Origin of the sequence: Microbispora sp. NPDC088329, assembly GCF_040685655.1 — a bacterium.
Lineage (GTDB): Bacteria > Actinomycetota > Actinomycetes > Streptosporangiales > Streptosporangiaceae > Microbispora.
On record NZ_JBFBIP010000005.1, the window covers coordinates 141,917 to 160,421 of the forward strand.

Below are 18,505 nucleotides of genomic sequence, written 5' to 3' on the forward strand. Positions count from 1 at the left end.
TCCGCGGCGCCCTCACGTCCTCCCCCCGGCTACCGCTTCTTCGCGACTTTGCGCGCGGGAGCGTGATGGCCAGGGTGAGGGCGCCGAGCGGGGCGTCGCGGTGCTTCGCGGGCGAGGTGCCTGGGACCCTCCGCGCTCGTGGGCCGCGACGGCGTCTGCGCGGGCGCGTGCAGTTGCTGGGCGAGCCAGGGCAGGGCTTGGGGAAGCTCCCTGTTCCAGGTGGCGAAGTTGTGGCCCCCGCTCGGCAGGATCAGCGAGGACGCCCGCATGGGCGGCTTCACGGCCGACAGGAACCGCTCGGTCGCCTGGTAGTCCGACTCGCCCTGACGACTGCTCGTCACCAGCACCGACACGGGAGGGGCAGGCAGGTTGGCCAGGCGCCACATCAGGTCGTTCTCGTCCTGAAGCCTTCGGTTCCCGCCGAACAGGTCGCCCGTCGTCATGTCCGTCAGGGCGTGGAAATAACCGGACAGGGACACCGCGGCCGAGAACGCCTCGGGGTGACGCATGGTCATCTTGAGCGCGCAGTAGCCTCCGGTGGACCCACCGAGGACTCCCCAGTTGGCGGCGCCGGAGCCGACGCGGTACGTCGCGGCCATCGCTTTCGGCACGTCCGAGGTGAAGTAGGTCTCGACCTGCGGGCCACCCGGCACGTCCACGCACTCGGTGTCCCGCGGTGGTGCGACGGTGGGACGCATGAGCACCAGAACGGTCGGGCCGATCTCGTGGGCGAGGATCGAGCTCGCCGTGAGCGTGGGCAGGTTGAGCCGGGTGACCAGGTTCTCCGCGTCGCCCGGATAGCCGGTCAGCCCGAGGATGACGGGAAAGCGCCGGCCGGCGTACTTCTTGTCGAAATACTGCGGTGGCAGGTACACGTACCCCGATGAGCTCAGTCCGGTCCGGGCCCCGTTGATCGTCACCTGCTCCAGACGACCCGCGGGCAGGCCGGGCTTGGGCCGGGTGACCTCGACCCGCCTGCTGCCGAGCACCCGGACGAGGCCCGCCCCGCCGGCCGCCGTACCCGCGGTGATCGCCGGCGCGTCGGCCGCGTTCGTGCCAAGCAGGTCGCCCCACGAGCCGAAGAACCCGAAGTACGCGTTGATCACGACGGCGACCGCGAGCAGCAGCAGGGCCTGGTCCGCGACCAGCACGCCCGTCCGTGCGGCGATCGAACGCCAGGACGGACCGCTCAACCGGGGCCACAGCCAGACCGTCGCGACCAGTCCGGCGAGGGCGAGCGCGACGAATAGGACCTGCACTTTTGTCGCTGTCAGTTCCACTCCGGCCTCTTCCTGACGTCCCCCGTGGCGTCGGCCATGTAAAGGTACTCGACAGACGTAAGGTCGGGGTTAAGGATGGGAATCTTGGCTCCGGAAGTTGATATCACCATTTAAGGTCTGCTTCCGTGAGCCGTCGGACAGATACCGCCCCCAGGGGAATGGCGCGTCCATGGGTTCCGGCAGCGGCAGCGTACGCCGCCCTGCTTATCGGGATTCTGGACATCGTCAAGGGCGTTTTCCCGCGTTTCCGGGTAAGCCGGATCAGCGAAATCGCGAGCGTCCTGCCGGGCAGCGTCACCACGCTCGCCGTGTCGGCGTCGCTGGTGGTGGGAATCCTGCTGATCATGCTGGCCCACGCCCTCAGGCGGCGTAAGGTTCGCGCCTGGCGTGCGGTCGTGGTGCTGCTGCCGGTGGGCACCGCGCTGGAGGGGCTGCGCTGGGGGCACCCGATCGCCGCGTCGGTGTCGCTGCTCCTGTTCGTGGTGCTGCTCGTCAACCGGCGGGAGTTCTACGCCCTGTCGGACCCGCGCTCCCGCTGGCGCGCGCTGTGGAACCTGCTCGTGCTCGGCGCGTTCGACCTGGTGCTCGGCTGGGTCATCGTCGACTCGCACCCCAGGACCGTCGTCGGCGACCCGGGCTTCGGCGACCAGATGCAGCACGTCGTGTTCGGCCTGGTCGGCCTGGACGGCCCGGTGGCGTACACCTCCGAGCGAGTCGCCGACCTGGTGTCCTTCTCGCTCGCCGGGCTCGGCGTGCTCACCGCCGTGACCACGATCTACCTCGCCCTGCGGCCGGAACGACCGGCCGCCGCGCTCAGCGAGGACGACGAGGAGCGCCTGCGCGGGTTGCTCGACCGGTACGGCCGGCAGGACTCGCTCGGATACTTCGCACTCCGTCGCGACAAGAGCGTCATCTTCTCACCCAGCGGCAAGGCCGCCGTGGCCTACCGCGTCGTCGCGGGGGTGATGCTGGCCAGCGGCGACCCGATCGGCGACCCGGAGGCCTGGCCCGGCGCGATCGGGCGGTTCCTGGAGGAGGCCGGGCGGCACGCGTGGGTCCCGGCCGTCATCGGGTGCAGCGAGACCGGCGGCGAGGTGTGGACCAGGGAGGGCGACCTGGACGCCCTGGAGATCGGCGACGAGGCCGTCGTGGAGGTGGCCGGCTTCACGCTGGAGGGCCGGGCCATGCGCAACGTGCGCCAGATGGTCAACCGGGTGGAGCGGCTCGGCTACACCTGCCGGGTGCGGCGGGCCGGCGACATGAGCGAGGCGGAGCGCGAGCGCATCCGCACCGCCGCCGACCACTGGCGCGGCACCGAGACCGAGCGCGGCTTCTCCATGGCGCTCGGCCGGTTCGGCGACCCCGCCGACGCCGACTGCCTCGTGGTGACGGCCCATCGGGCGGCGGCACCGGAGGGTGACGACCAGTCGGGCGGGGACATCCGGGCCGTCCTGCACTTCGTGCCCTGGGGGCGCGACGGCATCTCGCTCGACCTCATGCGGCGCGACCGCGAGGCCGACCCCGGGCTCAACGAACTGCTGATCGTCAGGGCGCTGCAGGCCGCGCCGGACTTCGGCGTGACCAGGGTGTCGCTGAACTTCGCGATGTTCCGCTCCGCGCTGGCGCGGGGGGAGCGGCTCGGGGCGGGGCCGGTGCTGCGCGCCTGGCGCGCCGTCCTCGTCTTCCTGTCCCGCTGGTTCCAGATCGAGTCGTTGTATCGCTTCAACGCCAAGTTCCGGCCGATGTGGGAGCCGAGGTTCCTGGTCTACCCGAACACTCGCGACCTGCCGCGCATCGGTGTCTCCGCGCTCCAGGCGGAGGCGTTCCTCACGATGCCGAGCATCGGCTCAGGAAGCGCCCTGCTCCGGCGGCGCCGCCGGCGGACTCCCGTTCCCCGTCCTCTGCCCGGCGCGGTCGCGGCCGGCAGCGCCGGGCCGGACAGCGGCCCCGGCGACAGCACCGGGCCGGACGGTGGACCGGGGAGCCGCAGAACGGCCTGACCCGCGCCCTACCGGGTCCTGCCCGGTGCGCGGGCGCCGGGCCTACCGGCAGACGCCGGGGAGGCCGCAGAGCTTGGCGGCCATCGTCTCGGCGTCCTTGATGAGCGGACGAAACCGGGAGACCGGGAGGCTCCTGGTCACCCCGCCGGTCCTGACGTAGACCGCCACCGCGCTGCCCCTGCGGACGATGACGGAGCGGGTGGTGTTCTCGAAGAAGAAGCCGCCGACCCGGAGGGCCTCGTCACCGATGTCGGTGCTCTTCCACGTGTACGAGTAACGGCTAGGACCGCTGCCTCCCGTGCCGCACTTGGCCAGATCGGCGCGTACGGACCTCATCGCGGCCTTCGCGGCCCGCTCCGACGGGTAGAGCACGACCTGCTCGCTGCGGTAGACGGTTTCCGCCGTGTAGGTGAACGTACGGCTCGCGCTGCGGCCGTCGCGGGCGGTTCTGCGATCGCACGGGTTCACCTCAATGGGCTTGTTCCGGCTGTCGGTGAGCTTCAGGTGCTCCCAGGGCCTGCGCGGGCCGTCCACCTTGGCCTCGTCCAGCAGAAAGCCCTTGGGCAGGGCGGTCGTGGCCGCCATCGCCTGCCCTCCGGCGGTGATGCTCACCGCCGCCGCCGCTGCCAGTGTGATCAGAACCTTGCGCATCGGAACGCCCCTCGTCGATTGCCGGACGTACCGTTTGAGTGGGTGATCGCGGATTTGGTTCGGCGTGATTCGGACCGTACGGCCCGACTGTCGCGGCTGATCATGGCCTCCGGCAGGGGCCCAGGCGGGCAGTGCCGTCAATGTCATCTCGCAGGGTGATCCCAGAGAAGCCTTCAGGCGCAACGGCGCCGGTTATATCGCGGATGTCGCCGAGGTGGGATTCAACGCCTCTCTCACCGCAGCGATGGTATGCCCTGATCCGGTGACCGTCGGCGCTACGGTCATCACGGGTTCCGTCTATCTCGGCGCGAAGGTCGTCGAACATTGGGACGATATCGAAGCCGGTGCGAAGAAGGTGGGCAACGCGATCGGTGACGGAGCCAAAAAGGTCTTTTCCAGCCTCAATCCGTTCGACTAGCGCAGGGAGATCGAGTGTTGCCGTCCTTCGGCAGTGCACGTGACCGATTTCGGCTCGGACCCGCACATCTGGGTGTTCTCGGCTGTTTCTATGAGGGTGCGTCGGTCACAGCCGATTTGATCGATGCTCGGAACGAGTTGCAGGCCGCTGGCCTGATCAATGAGGACAATGCCGTTATTCCCGAGCTCGCTGACCTGGCGAACGTCCTTGCCGAGCCGATCGTGCTCGTCCAAATCGAGATGACCGGCGGCCAGGGAGTGACGAACCACGGTGCGGTCATCGGCAATGACGCCTGTTATGTGTACGAGGGGTGGCCGGGTGAGATCGAGTCGGAGTACGTCCGTACCGGCCTGAGCACGTTGGTGTGGTCGCTGGCGCGGACCGTGGGCCTGCGCGACAGGGAGGCCAAGCCGCCCGTGGCTCCGGTCGTCACCACGACGATCGGGGTCATGGACGCCGGGTTCGTGACGCTCGCCGAAGTGGGCACCGACGACGTGGGGGAGGCCGCCGAGCACTTGCGTGCGGTGCTGGCCGCAGAGGGTGGGCTCGCCGATCCCGAACCGACGGTCTTCACTCACCTGTTGTTGCACCTCAACGGCAACTGGCGGATGACTGCGGCATGGAACAACCGGGAAGGCAAGGGCACCGACATCCGCGGCATCACGGTGCTGGGCTGCGGTCCCCTCGGCTACTGGCTACGTGAGCGTCCCGCCGAGCCGATCCTGCCCGGGACGGTCACGCCCGTCAGAGAGCTCCGGCTGGTTTTCATCGAGGTCCCGCGCGTCTGGGAGCTGATCGCCGAGCTTCTGCCCAGCGCCAATCAACTCCCTGTGCCTGTGGAACGGTGAGGTGACATGTCGGGTTTCATGTTCGAGCTTGTATCGCAAAAACCCGCTCACCGCCATGAGCGGCGAGATCTCTTTCATCTCCTGGCGGGTAGGGCTGGCTCATACGGAGAGGTGTCTCTCAGGATTATGAGCTTTCCTCGGGAGGCTACGCTCTGCGCCGAAGGGTTGCCGGAGGCGTCAATTTCCCATCCCGACGTGCTGAAAAGCGGGTACATCGCCCTCGATTCCCAAACGCAGCTGAGGGTGGGTGGAGTCACCGCGGAACTCGTCCAGAACAGGCGCGCTCTGCGTAGGGAGGATCGCAGCCTCGGTATAAGACCGGGAGAACGTCACTACACCTACCTACGGCCCGTGGGAGGGGAAGAATTGCGGGATCGTGAACGTGGTCCGGTTGTGCGAGTGGCAGACGTTGACACCGCCGGTCCGAAATTCACGATGGCCGTCCTCCCGAATGTCGACTCCACCGATCTCGCGCTGGCCGTCGTCCTGCAGGGCGCCGACACGAGCGGGCTGAGCATCGCGGGCGATCATTCTGACGTCCCGGACATTGCGGGTGGGGCGTCACACGGTGCCCGTCGCCGACATCATGCTCCAGCCGCCGGCCACGGGCCGCAGACCCCGCCTGCTGGGCGGCGGGTACGACGTCCCGATGGGGATGCTGGCCGTCGAGCTCGGCGGGCGGGGCGGCGAGCATTATCGGGTGGCGGTGCGGAATCCGCAGGCATTCCTCGAGGCGCTGGCACGAGTGATTCGCTGAGGCATGACGACGATCGGCGGGGGCGGCGCTCTTCGCCGCGCCTGCCCGGTCCGGGCATGCCGGCCGGAGGGCGCGGCACTGCCGCCCCCATCAGGCACCTGGCGCGACACGGTGTCGCTCAAGACATGCCGAGTCGGGGCGCGCCCGGCACCCCACCAGGGCATCGCCAGGTGGGGTGCTTCGCCGGATCGGTCGTCTCCGCCGGAACACGGGCATGCCGCGGAGAACGTCCCGGCGGCGCCGGGTTTCGGAACGCTCCACTCCACGGCCGAGGCTCGGACGGCCCCGAACCTCGGCGTGGCGTCAGGAGGCCCGGCGACCCGCGGGGCGCGGCTGCGGCTGTGGTTCGGGCTCGGCCGGTCCGGGAGCCCGCTGCGGCGGCACGACCGGTGTGGGCCGCACCAGGCCGAGGGCGACGACCTCGTTGGCGAGCCGGGTGCGCCGGTTGGTGCCCTCCGGAATGCGGAACTTCTGGTACAGCCGCAGCAGGTGCTGCTTGACCGCCGCCTCGGTGACGACGAGGTCGTCGGCGATCTCCCGGGCCGTCGCGGGCGCCACGAACGCCTCGTCGGACAACGCGGGACGACAGAGCGACGTGAGCACGTCGACCTCCCGGCGCGTGAGCTCCGGCGCGGCGGCGCGGCGCAACTCGACCTCGGGGGCGAGGTCCTCGCGCGGGATCCCGCCGACCCGGGCCCGGGCGGCTCCGAAGGAGACGACATCACCGTCGTCCAGCACCCTCCTGGCGATCGGCCTGCCGTTCACCCGTGTGCCGTTGCGCGACAGGCCCAGGTCCACGACGTACAGGTAGGGCCCGCGACGGACGAATTCGGCGTGCAGCCGTGACACGCTCGGATCCGCCAGCCGGATGTCCACGCCTCGGCCGCGGCCGATCGTGGTGACGTCGGGGCGCAGCGGCACCACCTCGCCGCTGTCCTCGATCCGAATGAACGGCCCCTCCACGGCAGTTCCTCCCCAGGTAGCCCGCCGTTACTTTCCCTATAGCTGCGGCTTACCCACCCGTGGCGAGGGGGAATCGCCTTTGCCGCGAGCAGAATCAAACCTGAAATTGGTCTGGACCTTTGAGGGGCGGTTTACCTGCTCACGGGTAGACTTCGGGCGGAGATAAGCGGAGGAAACACTATGAAGCAGACTTCCTCGAGCGCGGGGGACTCGGGGGGTGGAACCCCCCGGGAGGACAAGCCCGCCAAAGGTCTCGCCGACGTCGTCGCCGCCTCCACAGCGCTCAGCGACATCGACGGCAGGGCCGGCCGTCTCTTCTATCGTGGATACGACATCCACGACCTCGCCGGCCATGTCACCTTCGAAGAGGTGGCCCACCTGCTCCAGCGTGGCGCACTGCCGACCCGCGAGCAGCTCGCCGACTACGGCGCGGAACTGACCGAAGGCCGCACGCTGGGCGCGCTCGTCGAGAGCCACATCTCGGAGATCGCCGCGAAGCAGGCGCCCATGGAGGCGCTGCGCACGCTGGTCTCGCTGGCCGGCGCCGACGACCCGGACAAGGAGTCCAACGCCGCCGACGCCAACCGCCGCAAGGCCGCCAGGCTCACGGCGCAGCAGCCGGTCCTCGTCGCCCGCTACCACGCGGCCAGGACGGGAGCGGACATCCCCGAGCCGGATCCCGAGCTGAGCACCGCGGCGAACTTCCTGCTGCAGATCACCGGCCGCCGCCCCGAGCGGCGCGAAGTCGAGATCTTCGACACCTGCCTGGTGCTGCACGCCGACCACACGATGAACGCCTCCACCTTCGCCGCCCGCGTGTGCGCGGCGACGCTGTCCGACATGCACTCGGCGATCGTGGCCGCCGTCGGCACCCTCAAGGGCCCCCTCCACGGAGGTGCGAACGAGCAGGTCATGCGTACGCTGGAAGCGCTGGACCCACGCGGTGTCGCGCAGGCCGTACGGGAGAAGCTGGCGGCGGGCGAGAAGATCATGGGATTCGGGCACCGCGTCTACAAGACGGAGGACCCCCGGGCGACACACCTGCGGCGGATGTCGCAGGAGCTGGCCGAGGCATCGGGTGACGACACCTACTTCCGGATGTCCCGGGAGATGGAGGAGGTCGTCTTCGCGGACAAGCACCTGTATCCGAACGTGGACTTCTACGCGGCGACCGTCTACCACTATCTCGGTATTCCGACGGACCTGTTCACGCCCGTGTTCTCGGTCAGCCGGATGTCCGGGTGGACCGCCCATGTGATCGAGCAACACGCCGACAACCGGCTGATCCGGCCGGACAGCGAGTACATCGGCGAGCGCGACCAGAAGTGGGTGCCCATCGACGAGCGGTGACAGTGCGGCGACCGACGAGCTTTGCCCGGGGCAAGGATCGGCGGGAAGGGCACCAGGAAGGAACGCGCCGCGTATCGCAGTGGCAGGCTTGGGAGAGATGTGAGAACGAGCGAGAGCACGGCCTGGGGGCCGTACCTGCTGGTGGCGGTGGTCGCCGCCGCCGGGCTGTGCGCGATCGGCCTGGGTGTGCCGGCGCCAGCGGGCGGTGCGATCATGGGATTCGGATTTCTCGCCGGATCCCTGGTCCGGGTGACGGTTTCCGAACGGCGGGCGGGCGCGCTCGCGGTGCGCAGCAGGCGGATGGACGCGCTCACGCTGGCGGCGTTCGGCGCGGCGCTCGTCATCGGCTCGCTGCTCATGCTGCTGCGGCTGCACGACTCGTAGGGACACGACCTCGTCGCGGACTTACCACACCCGTCCGATAGCCTCAACGGCCAGTAAGCCTCAAAAAGGACGTGCTGGCCAGTTAAATCAGAAGGGGAACCCCACGCATGCCCAAGATCAAGGTAGCGGGCCCGGTCGTCGAGCTCGACGGCGACGAGATGACCCGGATCATCTGGCAGTTCATCAAGGACCAGCTGATCCTTCCCTACCTCGACGTCGACCTGAAGTACTACGACCTCGGCATTGAGCACCGCGACGCCACCGACGACCAGGTCACGATCGACGCCGCCAACGCCATCAAGCAGTACGGCGTGGGCGTGAAGTGTGCGACGATCACGCCGGACGAGGCCCGGGTCGAGGAGTTCGGCCTGAAGAAGATGTGGAAGTCCCCGAACGGGACGATCCGTAACATCCTCGGCGGCGTCATCTTCCGCGAGCCGATCATCATGTCGAACATCCCGCGGCTCGTGCCCGGCTGGACCAAGCCGATCGTCGTCGGCCGTCACGCTTTCGGCGACCAGTACCGCGCCACCGACCTGAAGATTCCCGGCGAGGGCACGCTGACGCTGACGTTCACGCCGAAGGACGGCAGCGAGCCGATCGAGCTCAACGTCTTCGACTTCCCCGGCGCCGGCGTCGCCCTGGCGATGTACAACCTGGACGAGTCGATCCGCGACTTCGCCCGCGCCTCCATGCGGTACGGCCTCAGCCGCGGCTACCCGGTCTACCTGTCGACCAAGAACACGATCCTCAAGGCCTACGACGGCCGGTTCAAGGACATCTTCGCCGAGGTGTACGAGAGCGAGTTCAAGGCCGACTTCGAGGCCGCCGGGATCACCTACGAACACCGCCTGATCGACGACATGGTGGCCGCCTCTCTCAAGTGGGAGGGCGGATACGTGTGGGCCTGCAAGAACTACGACGGCGACGTCCAGTCGGACACGGTGGCGCAGGGCTTCGGCTCGCTCGGTCTCATGACCAGCGTGCTCATGACCCCCGACGGCCGCACGGTGGAGGCCGAGGCGGCGCACGGCACGGTGACCCGGCACTACCGCCAGCACCAGCAGGGCAAGCCGACGTCCACCAACCCGATCGCCTCGATCTTCGCGTGGACCCGCGGTCTGCAGCACCGCGGCAAGCTCGACAACCAGCCCGAGGTCATCGGCTTCGCCGAGAAGCTGGAGCAGGTCTGCATCGAGACCGTCGAGGGCGGCCAGATGACCAAGGACCTCGCGCTCCTGGTCGGCGGCGACGCCGAGTGGCTGACCACGCAGGACTTCCTCGCGGCGCTCGACGAGAACCTCAAGAAGAAGATGGCGCTGTAACGCCGCTTCACCCGGCAGGGGCCCCCGGAGACGTTCCGGGCGGCCCCTTTCCCGTTACCTCGCGGTAGGGGCCGCTCGTCGCTTTGTCACGCTTTCCTGACGTCACGGCGTTGTATCGGGCCGTGGAACCGCTGCGTGGGGGCCGTAAAGTTCTGCTGGCCGATACTTTGCCGAATCGTGGGGAACGGGATGCCGCAGATCGCGCCGTTGCAACCGGGGGATCCGACCAGGCTCGGTCCCTTCGTGCTGTCCGGCCGTCTCGGCGAGGGCGGGCAGGGCGTGGTCTACTTCGGCCAGGATCAGGCTGGCGAGCGGGCGGCGGTCAAGCTGCTGCACGTCAAGTTCTCCGGCGACGCGACGGCCAGGTCCCGCTTCGCACGGGAACTGCGCGCCGCCCAGCGGGTGGCGAGCTTCTGCACGGTCCGGGTCCTGGCGGCCGACCTGGAAGGCGACACGCCGTACATCGCGAGCGAGTTCATCGACGGGCGGTCGTTGCGCGAGGCCGTCGAGGAGAACGGGCCGCTGACCGGGGCGGATCTGGAGCGCCTGGCGGTCGGCACGGCCACCGCGCTCACCGCGATCCACCAGGCGGGCATCGTCCACCGCGACTTCAAGCCGGACAACGTGCTGCTGGCCGTGGACGGCCCCCGGGTGGTGGATTTCGGCATCGCCCGCATCCTCGACTCGACCGCGACGATCACCAGCCGGGCGATCGGCACACCCGCCTACATGGCGCCCGAACAGATCTCCGGTGGCAAGGTCGGACCCCCGGCCGACGTGTTCTCCTGGGCCTCCACGATCGCGTACGCCGCGACCGGCACCGTCGTGTTCGGCGGGAACTCGATCGCGGTCGTGCTCAACCGCATCCTCAATCACGACATCGACACCGGGATGCTGCCGGAACCGCTCGGCGGGGTGGTCCGGGCGTGCCTGCGCAAGTCGCCGGACGAGCGGCCGACCGCCGACCAGATCCTGCTGCGCCTGCTGGGCCGCGTGGCGTCGGGCGACGCGTCGACGGTGGTGCTGTCGGAGGGCGCCGCGCACGCGGCCGACCCGGACGCCACGCGACTCACCCGCACGGGTCCGCGCCGTGTCGGGATGCCGGGCGAGGGCCTCTCGCGCACCGGTGACGCGAGCACCGGGAGCGGCATGGCAACCGGAACCGGCATGGGAACCGGGACCGGTGGAGGCGCCGGGGCGGCGGGCGGGACGCGTGGAGGCACCGGAACCGGCACAGGAACCGGCATGGCAACCGGGACCGGGGCTCTGACCGGGACAGCCGGGCAGACCGGAAACGAGGCGCCGACCGGGGTGTCCCGGGCGGCATCGTCGTCCTCCGGCCCCACCGATCCGAGGTCCGGTGGGGTTCCTTTCCACGGTGCCGGCCACGGCGGTCACGGCGCCGTAAGGGCCCATGCGACCCGCACCGGCGTCCGGGGGCCCGGGGCGCCTCGGCAGGATGCGGCGGGGCACGGTATGCCCGGCCAGGGTCTGGCGGGGCCCGGGCCAGGGCAGGGTGTGGCGGGGCCCGGGCCAGGGCAGGGTGTGGCGGGGCCCGGGCCAGGGCAGGGTGTGGCGGGGCCCGGGCCAGGGCAGGGTGTGGCGGGGCCCGGGCCAGGGCAGGGTGTGGCCGGCCCCGGTGTTGCCGGTCACGGTGGGGCGGGGCATGTGCAGTCGGGGTCTGGGCCTGATCACGCTGGGGCGGGGCATGTGCCGTCGGGGTCCGGGCCGAGCCCGGTGCGGCGCCGCCGGAAGGGTCCTCTCGTCGGCGTGCTCGCCGCCGTGCTCGCCGTCCTGGCCGCCGCGGGCGCGATCATCGCCACCAAAACCGGTTTCCCGTTCGGTGGCGCGCCCGCGGACGGCGGCACCGGCGACGTCGTCTCATCGGGGCGCTCCCCGCGGTCGACGACGACGTACGCCTCCGTGTACGAGAAGGCGCTGCGGACAAAGCGGCTGACGATCGGCGTGCGGTGGGACGTGCCCGGGGTCGGTCTGGAGCAGGCGAGCGGGTTCAGCGGGTTCGATGTGGACGTCGCGACGTCCATCGCGAGGAGCCTCAATGTCCCGGCGACAGGGATCACCTTCCGCAGGGTCGGCGTCAACGACCGTGTGCGCGCGCTCACCGACCGCGAGGTGGACATGGTCGTGGCGACGTACTCCTACGACGACAACCGCGACGACGCCGTCACCTTCGCCGGGCCGTACTACACGGCGCACGCCGACCTGCTGGTGCTCGCCGGTTCGCGGATCAAGAAGCTGAAGGACCTGGCCGGGCGCCGGATGTGCGCGCCCGCCGGCAGCACCACCGCCCGGTTCGTCGCCGGCAAGGTGGACGTCGAGCAGTTCCCGGTGGGCGACTACGCCCAGTGCATGAACCTGCTGACGCGAGGCGAAGTCGACGCCGTCCCGGGCGACGACCTCATCATCGCCGGTTTCGCCAATCGGGTGGCGAGCCTGAAGCTGTCGGTGCTCGGCCTGCGGCTGACCGATCAGCGCTATGCCGTCGGCCTGCCCAGTAAGGACACGCGGACCTGCCGGGCGGTGGAGGACGCGATCAGCCGCATGTACGACGACGGCACGATGCAAAACCTGCTGCGCAAGCACTTCGGCAACGTCGACTTCGACCCCGAGCGGGACACTCCGCCCAAGCTCGCCTGCCGTTGAGCCCGCCGCCGAACCCCGCCCCCCAGGCTTGCCTCCGAGCGCTGCCGCCCAGCTCCGCGACTGAGCCCCGCCCCGCCGCCGAACCCCGCCGCTGAGCCCCCCGCCGGTCTCTGTCGGCCTGGGCGCTCCGGGTTTCCCTGCCGCGCCCTGCTGATTCCGGCGCTGCTGATTCCGGCGGCCCTCGTCGCGGTCGTGACGCGGCCGGGCGGCGAGAGTCAGGGCGCGAGAGTCAGGGCGCGAGAGTCAGGTCTGACGTTCGATCTCGGCGATCGCGTCGTCGGCCCACTCGAGTGCCGTGCGGGTCTGCCGGATGCCGAGATCCAGGGCGAGGTCGCCGAACCTGACTCTGCCCGTCCCCGTGGGGACGGACGACGCGTGCTTGGCGGCCCGGAGGGCCTCCAACTCGGCGAGCTTGCGTTCCCCGTGCTCGCGCATCCGCCTGAGGACGACCAGCGCCTCCTCGCGCCCGAGCAGCGGGACGAGGAACGCCTGCAGCGCCATCTCGCTGCGCGCCGGACCCGTGGGGTCGTGTCCGAGCAGCCAGGCGCGCAACTCCGCGTGGCCCTCCGGGGTGATCGAGTAGGTCTTGCGCCCCCGTACGCCCTCCGCCTCCACCGTCACCAGGGCGTCGGCGGCCATCTTCGCCAGCTCGGGATAGATCTGGCTGTGCCCGGCCTGCCAGACGTGGGCCACCGACCTCTCGAAGCGTTTGGCCAGGTCGTAGCCGCTCGCCGAGCCGTAGGCCTGGAGCAGGCCGAGAAGAGCGATCCGCAGGGACATGCCCGTCACTATACCTCTGGATTGACATGTCTGCTCTTACATGTCACCTTCGACATATGCGATCCAGAAACGGACTCCTTCTGTTCGCCGTGCTCGGCGGCATGTTCCTGGCGATGCTCGACCAGACGATCGTCGGCACCGCACTGCCACGGATCACCGCCGAACTGGGCGGCACCGGCCTCTACACCTGGGTGGTGACCGCCTATCTCCTCACCTCGACCGTCACGGTCCCGCTCTACGGCCGGCTCTCCGACGCGTACGGGCGAAAGCCGCTCCTGCTGGTAGGGGTGGTCCTGTTCCTGCTCGGCTCGATCCTGTCCGGGGTCGCGCAGAGCATGGGGCAGCTCATCGCCTTCCGCGGCGTGCAGGGGCTCGGCGCGGGCGCGCTGCTGCCGCTGTCGCTGGCGCTGGTGATCGACCTGTTCCCGCCGGAGCGCAGCGGGCGGGTGCAGGGCGCCCTCGGCGGTGTGATGGCGTTGAGTTACATCGCGGGCCCGTTCCTCGGCGGCCTGTTCACCGACCACGCGAGCTGGCGCTGGGCCTTCTACGTGAACGTCCCGATCGGCGCCGTCCTCGTGGCCATCATCGTGTGGCGGCTGCCGCACCGTCCGGGGCACGGTGGGGCGCGGCCCGACTATCTCGGCATCGCCGTCTTCAGCGCCGCGATCAGCGCCCTGCTCGTCGGCCTGACCGAGAAGGGGATCGACGGCCACACCTGGACGAGCGGGCCGGTGGCCGGGCCGATCGGCGCGGCGCTCGCGCTGCTGGTGGTGTTCGTCCTCGTCGAGCGGCGGGCCGCGGAGCCGATCGTGCCGCTCCACCTGTTCGCGAACGGCACGTACTCGCTGGTCAACGTCGCGTCGTTCTTCACGGCGTTCTGCATGTACGCCGGGGTGGTGTTCCTGCCGCGCTACTTCCAGGAGGCGCACGGCCTGAGCGCGACCTCGTCGGGGCTGCACATCTACCCGCTGATGCTCGCGATGGTCGTGGGCAGCGCGGTGACCGGCGCCCTCATCTCGCGTACCCGCCGATACAAGCCCTGGCTGGTGATCGCGCCGTTCTTCCTCGTCGCGGGTACGGCGCTGTGCGCGAACCTCGAGGCCGGCACCTCGACCCCGCTGCTCGTCACCTGGATGGCGTTGATCGGCCTCGGAATGGGGCCCATGCTGTCCGGTCTCACCGTGGCGATCCAGACCGCCGTACCGCCGCGTTACATCGGCACGGCCAGCGCGAACCTGACGTTCTTCCGACAGATCGGCGGCTCGGTCGCGCTGGCGGTCGCGGGCACGGCGTACACGTCGGTGGTGACGCGGGAGGCGCCCGTGCACGGTCTGCCCGCGGCCCACGCCGCCGCGACCGCGACCGTCATCCCCTGGCTGGGGGTCGTGGGCGCGGTCGTCGCCCTCCTCGCGCTCGCCCTGCTGCCCCGGGGTGGCGTGCGGCTCGACAGGCCGGCGCCGCAACAGGACCTCGTCGCGGCCTGAGACGAGCGTGGGACGGGCGTGAGACGGGGCGGGACGGCGGTTCGGCGACGCTCCGCGCGGCGTGTCGGACGGTGCGCGGGGCCCGCCCGGCACGGTTGAATTGATCTCAAGCGTTCGGGGGAGCGGCAGTGGGTCGTAGGGTCGTCACGGGTTTGGTCTGTGTGTTCGTCGCCGGAGTGCCGCAACCGGCGCTCGCCTTCACCGGGGAGGCGCCCCGCCCGGTGCCGGTGAAGGAACCGTTGGAGAATCCGTGGGGCACGGCCGACCTCGCGGTCGCCATCAGCGCCTCGCCGAAGGTGGCGCAGCCGGGGCAGCCGCTGACCTATCACGTCACCGTGCACAACAAGGGCCCGGGGGACGCCGTGCTGCCGACGCTGCGGGTCAGGCTGCCCAAGGACTTCCAGGTCGTCAACGTCGGTGTGGCGGAGTGCGAGCCCGGCCGGGCGCGCAACCAGGTCGTCTGCCGCTCGTCCGACGACGTCCTGGCCGGCGGTTCGGGCGACATGACGATCACGGGGGTGATCGCGCCGGGCGCGCACGGCCCGTTGCGGGCGCGGGCCGACCTGACCTCCGAGGTGCTCGACGGCGACGTCACCGACAACACGGCCGAGGCCGTCACCAGGGTCGACGAGGGGGCCGACCTGGCGATGCGGTTCCGCTCCTCGGCCAGGTTCGTCCGGCCGGGGAACTGGTTCTCGGTCAGGGCGGAGGTGCGCAACCGGGGACCGCGCGTCGTGCGGGACGCCTACGTGTTCTTCCAGCCGCGCGAGGCCCGGCTTTTGTCCGCCAGGGGCGGGCGCTGCCGGGGGAACCGCCAGTTCGTGGGGTGCTCGCTGCCGCCGATCAGGTCGGGGTCGCGCGGGCTGCTCGAACTCGTGTTCCGGGTGCCGTCGCGGGCCTCGCACGCCGTGGCGACGATGGCCACCGTCTACTCGCGCCGCTACGGCGACCGCCGCCCGGCCAACAACAAGGCGAGCGTGCGGGTGGCCCTGCGCCGCGCCTGACCTGGCGATGCCGCACCTGCCGGGCCGCCCGTTCACACCGGCGTCAGGTCACGGCGGGTAGGGGGCCCGGCGGGTTCGAAGTCAGGCGGACTCCGTGCCGGCGGTCCAGGCGTCGGCGACCATGTCACGCAGCGTGGTGTGGACCGGCTTCCAGCCGAGCTCCCGCCGGATCTTCTCCGACGACGCCACCAGGACGGCCGGATCGCCGGGACGGCGCGGCGCGACGGTGGTCGGGATGGGGTGCCCGGTCACCTCGCGGCAGACGTCCACGACCTCCTTGACGGAGAAGCCCGTGCCGCTGCCGAGGTTGTAGATCCGGTGCTCGCCCGGGGTGCAGGCGTCCAGGGCGAGCAGGTGCGCGCGGGCGAGGTCGGCGACGTGGACGTAGTCGCGGACGCAGGTGCCGTCCGGAGTGGGGTAGTCGGTGCCGAAGACGCTGACCGACTCGCGTTCGCCCAGGGCCACCTTCAGGATGTTGGGGATCAGATGGGTCTCCACCATGTGCCGCTCGCGGAACTCGCCGTAGGCCCCGGCCACGTTGAAGTAGCGCAGGCTGACCGCGCCCAGGCCGTACAGCCGGGCGAAGGCGGTGAGCGCGGTGTCCACGGCGAGCTTGGACGCGCCGTAGGGGTTGCCCGGGCGGGTCGGGTCGGTCTCCAGGATGGGTGTGCGCTCCGGCTCGCCGTACGTGGCGGCGGTGGAGGAGAACACGATCCGGTGCACCCCGGCCTGCCGCATGGCGTCGAGCAGCGCCAGCGTGCCGCCGAGATTGTGCGACCAGTACAGCCCCGGCTTCTCGACCGACTCGCCCACCAGCGACTTGGCCGCGAAGTGCAGCACGGCGTCGAACCCCTCGGACAGCACGCCGCCCGCCTCGGTGACCGACGCCTGCACGAACGACGCCCCGGACGGAACCGCGTCGGCGTGCCCGGTCGACAGGTCGTCGAGCACCGTGACCTCGTGCCCCTCCTCCAGCAGTTGCGCCGCCACGACGCTGCCGATGTACCCGGCTCCACCAGTAACCAGCAGCTTCACTGTTTGCTCCTGTTCAAAACTGTTGAATTATGTATGTACGAGGCCTAGCTTACGCGCTTCCCATGAGGAGCGGGTTAAATGCCACCAGTGCCGCAATCTCAGCGAGTCGCAGGGGGATTGCGACGACCGGCCTGGCCTGCCTGACACCCGAACGGACAGATGACGTGAGCAACGTCGCGGTGACCATCGCCCTGGTCCTGATATTCATCCTGATCGGCGGATTCTTCGCCGCGGCCGAGATGGCGATGGTCTCGCTGCGGGAGAGCCAGATCCGCCGCCTGAGCCGCGACGAGGGACGCCGCGGCGCGCGGGTGCAGAAGCTAGCCCGCGACCCGAACCGCTTCCTGTCGGCCATCCAGGTCGGGGTGACCGTGGCCACCGTGCTGTCGGCCGCGCTCGGCGCCGACGCGCTGGGCCCGCGGTTCGCCCCGGTGCTGGAGCAGTGGGGCCTGCGGCCGAGCGTGGCCGCGCCCGTCGCGTTCGTGGCCGTCACGCTGGCCATCTCGTACGTGACCCTGGTGCTCGGCGAGCTGGCTCCCAAGCGGCTCGGCCGGCAGCGGGCGGAGAGCCTGTCGCTCATGACCGCCCCGCTGCTCGACCGGATCGCGACGCTGTCGAGGCCGGTGATCTGGCTGCTGTCCAGGTCGACCAACGGCATCGTGCGGCTGCTCGGCGGCAACCCCTCCGCCGACAGGGCGGCCATGACCACCGAGGAACTGCGTGACATGGTGGTGGGCCACACGGAGCTCACCCAGGACGAGCGCGACGTGATCGCCGAGGTGTTCGCGGCCGGCAAGCGGCAGCTCAGGGAGGTCATGCTGCCCCGCACGGAGGTCGAGTTCATGGCGGCGGACACCCCGCTCGCCGAGGCGGCCGTGCTCGCCGCGGCCATGCCGCACTCCCGGTTCCCCGTCTACCGCGACTCTTATGACGACGTCATCGGCTTCGTCCACGTGCGGGACCTGCTCGACCCGGTACGCACAGGGCGGCTGGAGCCGATCAGCGAGGTCGTGCCGATCCGCCCGGTCAAGCTCGTTCCGGCGAGCAAGCGGGTCCTCGCCACCTTGGCCGAGATGCGCGACGAGGGCCACCATCTCGCCATCGTCGTGGACGAGTACGGCGGCACCGACGGCATCGTGACGCTGGAGGACCTGGTCGAGGAGCTCGTGGGCGACATCCGCGACGAGTACGACGAGAGCGGCGACGCCGTACGCGTGATCGCCGGTGACGTGGAGGTCGAGGGGCTGGTCAACCTGGACGAGTTCCACGCGCAGACGGGCGTGCGGCTGCCCAGCGGGCCGTACGAGACGCTGGGCGGTTACGTCATGGCCTTCCTCGGCCACCTGCCCCAGCGCGGCGAGGTCGCCGAGGCGCCGGGCGTCACGCTGACCGTGACGGAGATGGACGGCCGCCGCGTCTCCCGCGTCCGCGTCACCCGCAATCCCCCGGAAGACGCGGCCACCGCGGCGACCGGCTGAGCGGCGACCGGCTGAGTGGCGACCGTCTGAGTGGCGACCGGCTGAGTGGCGGCGTGCGCCGAGGGCATGTCTGCGCGGCGGCCC

General features: G+C 70.3%; 16 protein-coding genes. 11 read left to right on the top strand and 5 right to left on the bottom strand.

From position 1 onward, the window contains the following. Positions 1–29: 29 nt before the first annotated feature. Complete coding sequence (locus tag AB0O28_RS12790; protein ID WP_363639410.1) at positions 30–1,280, bottom strand: alpha/beta hydrolase-fold protein; 1,251 nt, start codon at positions 1,278–1,280, stop codon at positions 30–32. Between the two features lie 158 nt (positions 1,281–1,438). Here AB0O28_RS12790 and AB0O28_RS12795 point away from each other — a divergent pair, with 158 nt between their 5' ends. Further along, positions 1,439–3,280 (top strand): phosphatidylglycerol lysyltransferase domain-containing protein, encoded by a 1,842-nt coding sequence (locus AB0O28_RS12795; RefSeq protein ID WP_363639412.1) that lies wholly within the window; start codon positions 1,439–1,441, stop codon positions 3,278–3,280. A 42-nt stretch (positions 3,281–3,322) separates the two neighbouring features. Here the strand turns inward: AB0O28_RS12795 and AB0O28_RS12800 are convergent, their stop codons facing one another. Beyond that, entirely contained in the window at positions 3,323–3,931 is a 609-nt protein-coding gene (locus AB0O28_RS12800; protein WP_363639414.1) for a hypothetical protein, read from the bottom strand. Positions 3,932–4,145: 214 nt separating this feature from the next. Here AB0O28_RS12800 and AB0O28_RS12805 point away from each other — a divergent pair, with 214 nt between their 5' ends. From AB0O28_RS12805 to AB0O28_RS12815, 3 genes are all read left to right on the top strand, one after another. Further along, on the top strand, positions 4,146–4,349 hold the full coding sequence (locus tag AB0O28_RS12805) for a hypothetical protein (RefSeq protein WP_363639416.1): 204 nt from the start codon (positions 4,146–4,148) through the stop codon (positions 4,347–4,349). Between the two features lie 14 nt (positions 4,350–4,363). Further along, positions 4,364–5,197 carry a hypothetical protein gene (locus AB0O28_RS12810; RefSeq protein WP_363639418.1) on the top strand — a complete coding sequence of 278 codons (834 nt, stop codon included), beginning with the start codon at positions 4,364–4,366 and terminating at the stop codon, positions 5,195–5,197. Between the two features lie 553 nt (positions 5,198–5,750). Beyond that, positions 5,751–5,954, top strand: a complete 204-nt coding sequence (locus AB0O28_RS12815; protein WP_363639420.1) for a hypothetical protein — start codon at positions 5,751–5,753, stop codon at positions 5,952–5,954. 303 nt (positions 5,955–6,257) lie between these two features. Here the strand turns inward: AB0O28_RS12815 and AB0O28_RS12820 are convergent, their stop codons facing one another. After that, complete coding sequence (locus AB0O28_RS12820) at positions 6,258–6,917, bottom strand: FHA domain-containing protein (protein WP_363639422.1); 660 nt, start codon at positions 6,915–6,917, stop codon at positions 6,258–6,260. 180 nt (positions 6,918–7,097) lie between these two features. Here AB0O28_RS12820 and AB0O28_RS12825 point away from each other — a divergent pair, with 180 nt between their 5' ends. From AB0O28_RS12825 to AB0O28_RS12840, 4 genes are all read left to right on the top strand, one after another. Next, positions 7,098–8,267, top strand: a complete 1,170-nt coding sequence (locus AB0O28_RS12825) for a citrate/2-methylcitrate synthase (RefSeq protein WP_363639424.1) — start codon at positions 7,098–7,100, stop codon at positions 8,265–8,267. Positions 8,268–8,366: 99 nt separating this feature from the next. Then, on the top strand, positions 8,367–8,651 hold the full coding sequence (locus AB0O28_RS12830) for a DUF3017 domain-containing protein (protein WP_363639426.1): 285 nt from the start codon (positions 8,367–8,369) through the stop codon (positions 8,649–8,651). Between the two features lie 107 nt (positions 8,652–8,758). Beyond that, entirely contained in the window at positions 8,759–9,976 is a 1,218-nt protein-coding gene (locus AB0O28_RS12835; RefSeq protein WP_363639428.1) for an NADP-dependent isocitrate dehydrogenase, read from the top strand. A 177-nt stretch (positions 9,977–10,153) separates the two neighbouring features. Then, complete coding sequence (locus AB0O28_RS12840) at positions 10,154–12,640, top strand: transporter substrate-binding domain-containing protein (protein ID WP_363639430.1); 2,487 nt, start codon at positions 10,154–10,156, stop codon at positions 12,638–12,640. Between the two features lie 243 nt (positions 12,641–12,883). Here AB0O28_RS12840 and AB0O28_RS12845 read toward each other — a convergent pair whose 3' ends face one another. Next, complete coding sequence (locus AB0O28_RS12845) at positions 12,884–13,420, bottom strand: PadR family transcriptional regulator (protein ID WP_363639432.1); 537 nt, start codon at positions 13,418–13,420, stop codon at positions 12,884–12,886. Positions 13,421–13,476: 56 nt separating this feature from the next. On the opposite strand from AB0O28_RS12845, the gene AB0O28_RS12850 reads away from it, so the two are divergent. Next, the gene (locus AB0O28_RS12850; protein WP_363639434.1) at positions 13,477–14,904 is read left to right on the top strand and encodes an MDR family MFS transporter; all 1,428 of its coding nucleotides are present in this window, start codon (positions 13,477–13,479) and stop codon (positions 14,902–14,904) included. A gap of 128 nt (positions 14,905–15,032) precedes the next feature. Then, positions 15,033–15,908, top strand: coding sequence for a CARDB domain-containing protein (locus AB0O28_RS12855; RefSeq protein WP_363639436.1), 876 nt, complete (start codon positions 15,033–15,035; stop codon positions 15,906–15,908). Between the two features lie 81 nt (positions 15,909–15,989). On the opposite strand, the gene galE is transcribed toward AB0O28_RS12855, so the two are convergent. Further along, positions 15,990–16,943 carry a UDP-glucose 4-epimerase GalE gene (gene galE, locus AB0O28_RS12860; RefSeq protein WP_363639438.1) on the bottom strand — a complete coding sequence of 318 codons (954 nt, stop codon included), beginning with the start codon at positions 16,941–16,943 and terminating at the stop codon, positions 15,990–15,992. Between the two features lie 164 nt (positions 16,944–17,107). On the opposite strand from galE, the gene AB0O28_RS12865 reads away from it, so the two are divergent. Further along, positions 17,108–18,421: a hemolysin family protein gene (locus AB0O28_RS12865; protein ID WP_363639440.1), complete on the top strand. Its 1,314-nt coding sequence runs from the start codon at positions 17,108–17,110 to the stop codon at positions 18,419–18,421. Positions 18,422–18,505 lie beyond the last annotated feature (84 nt).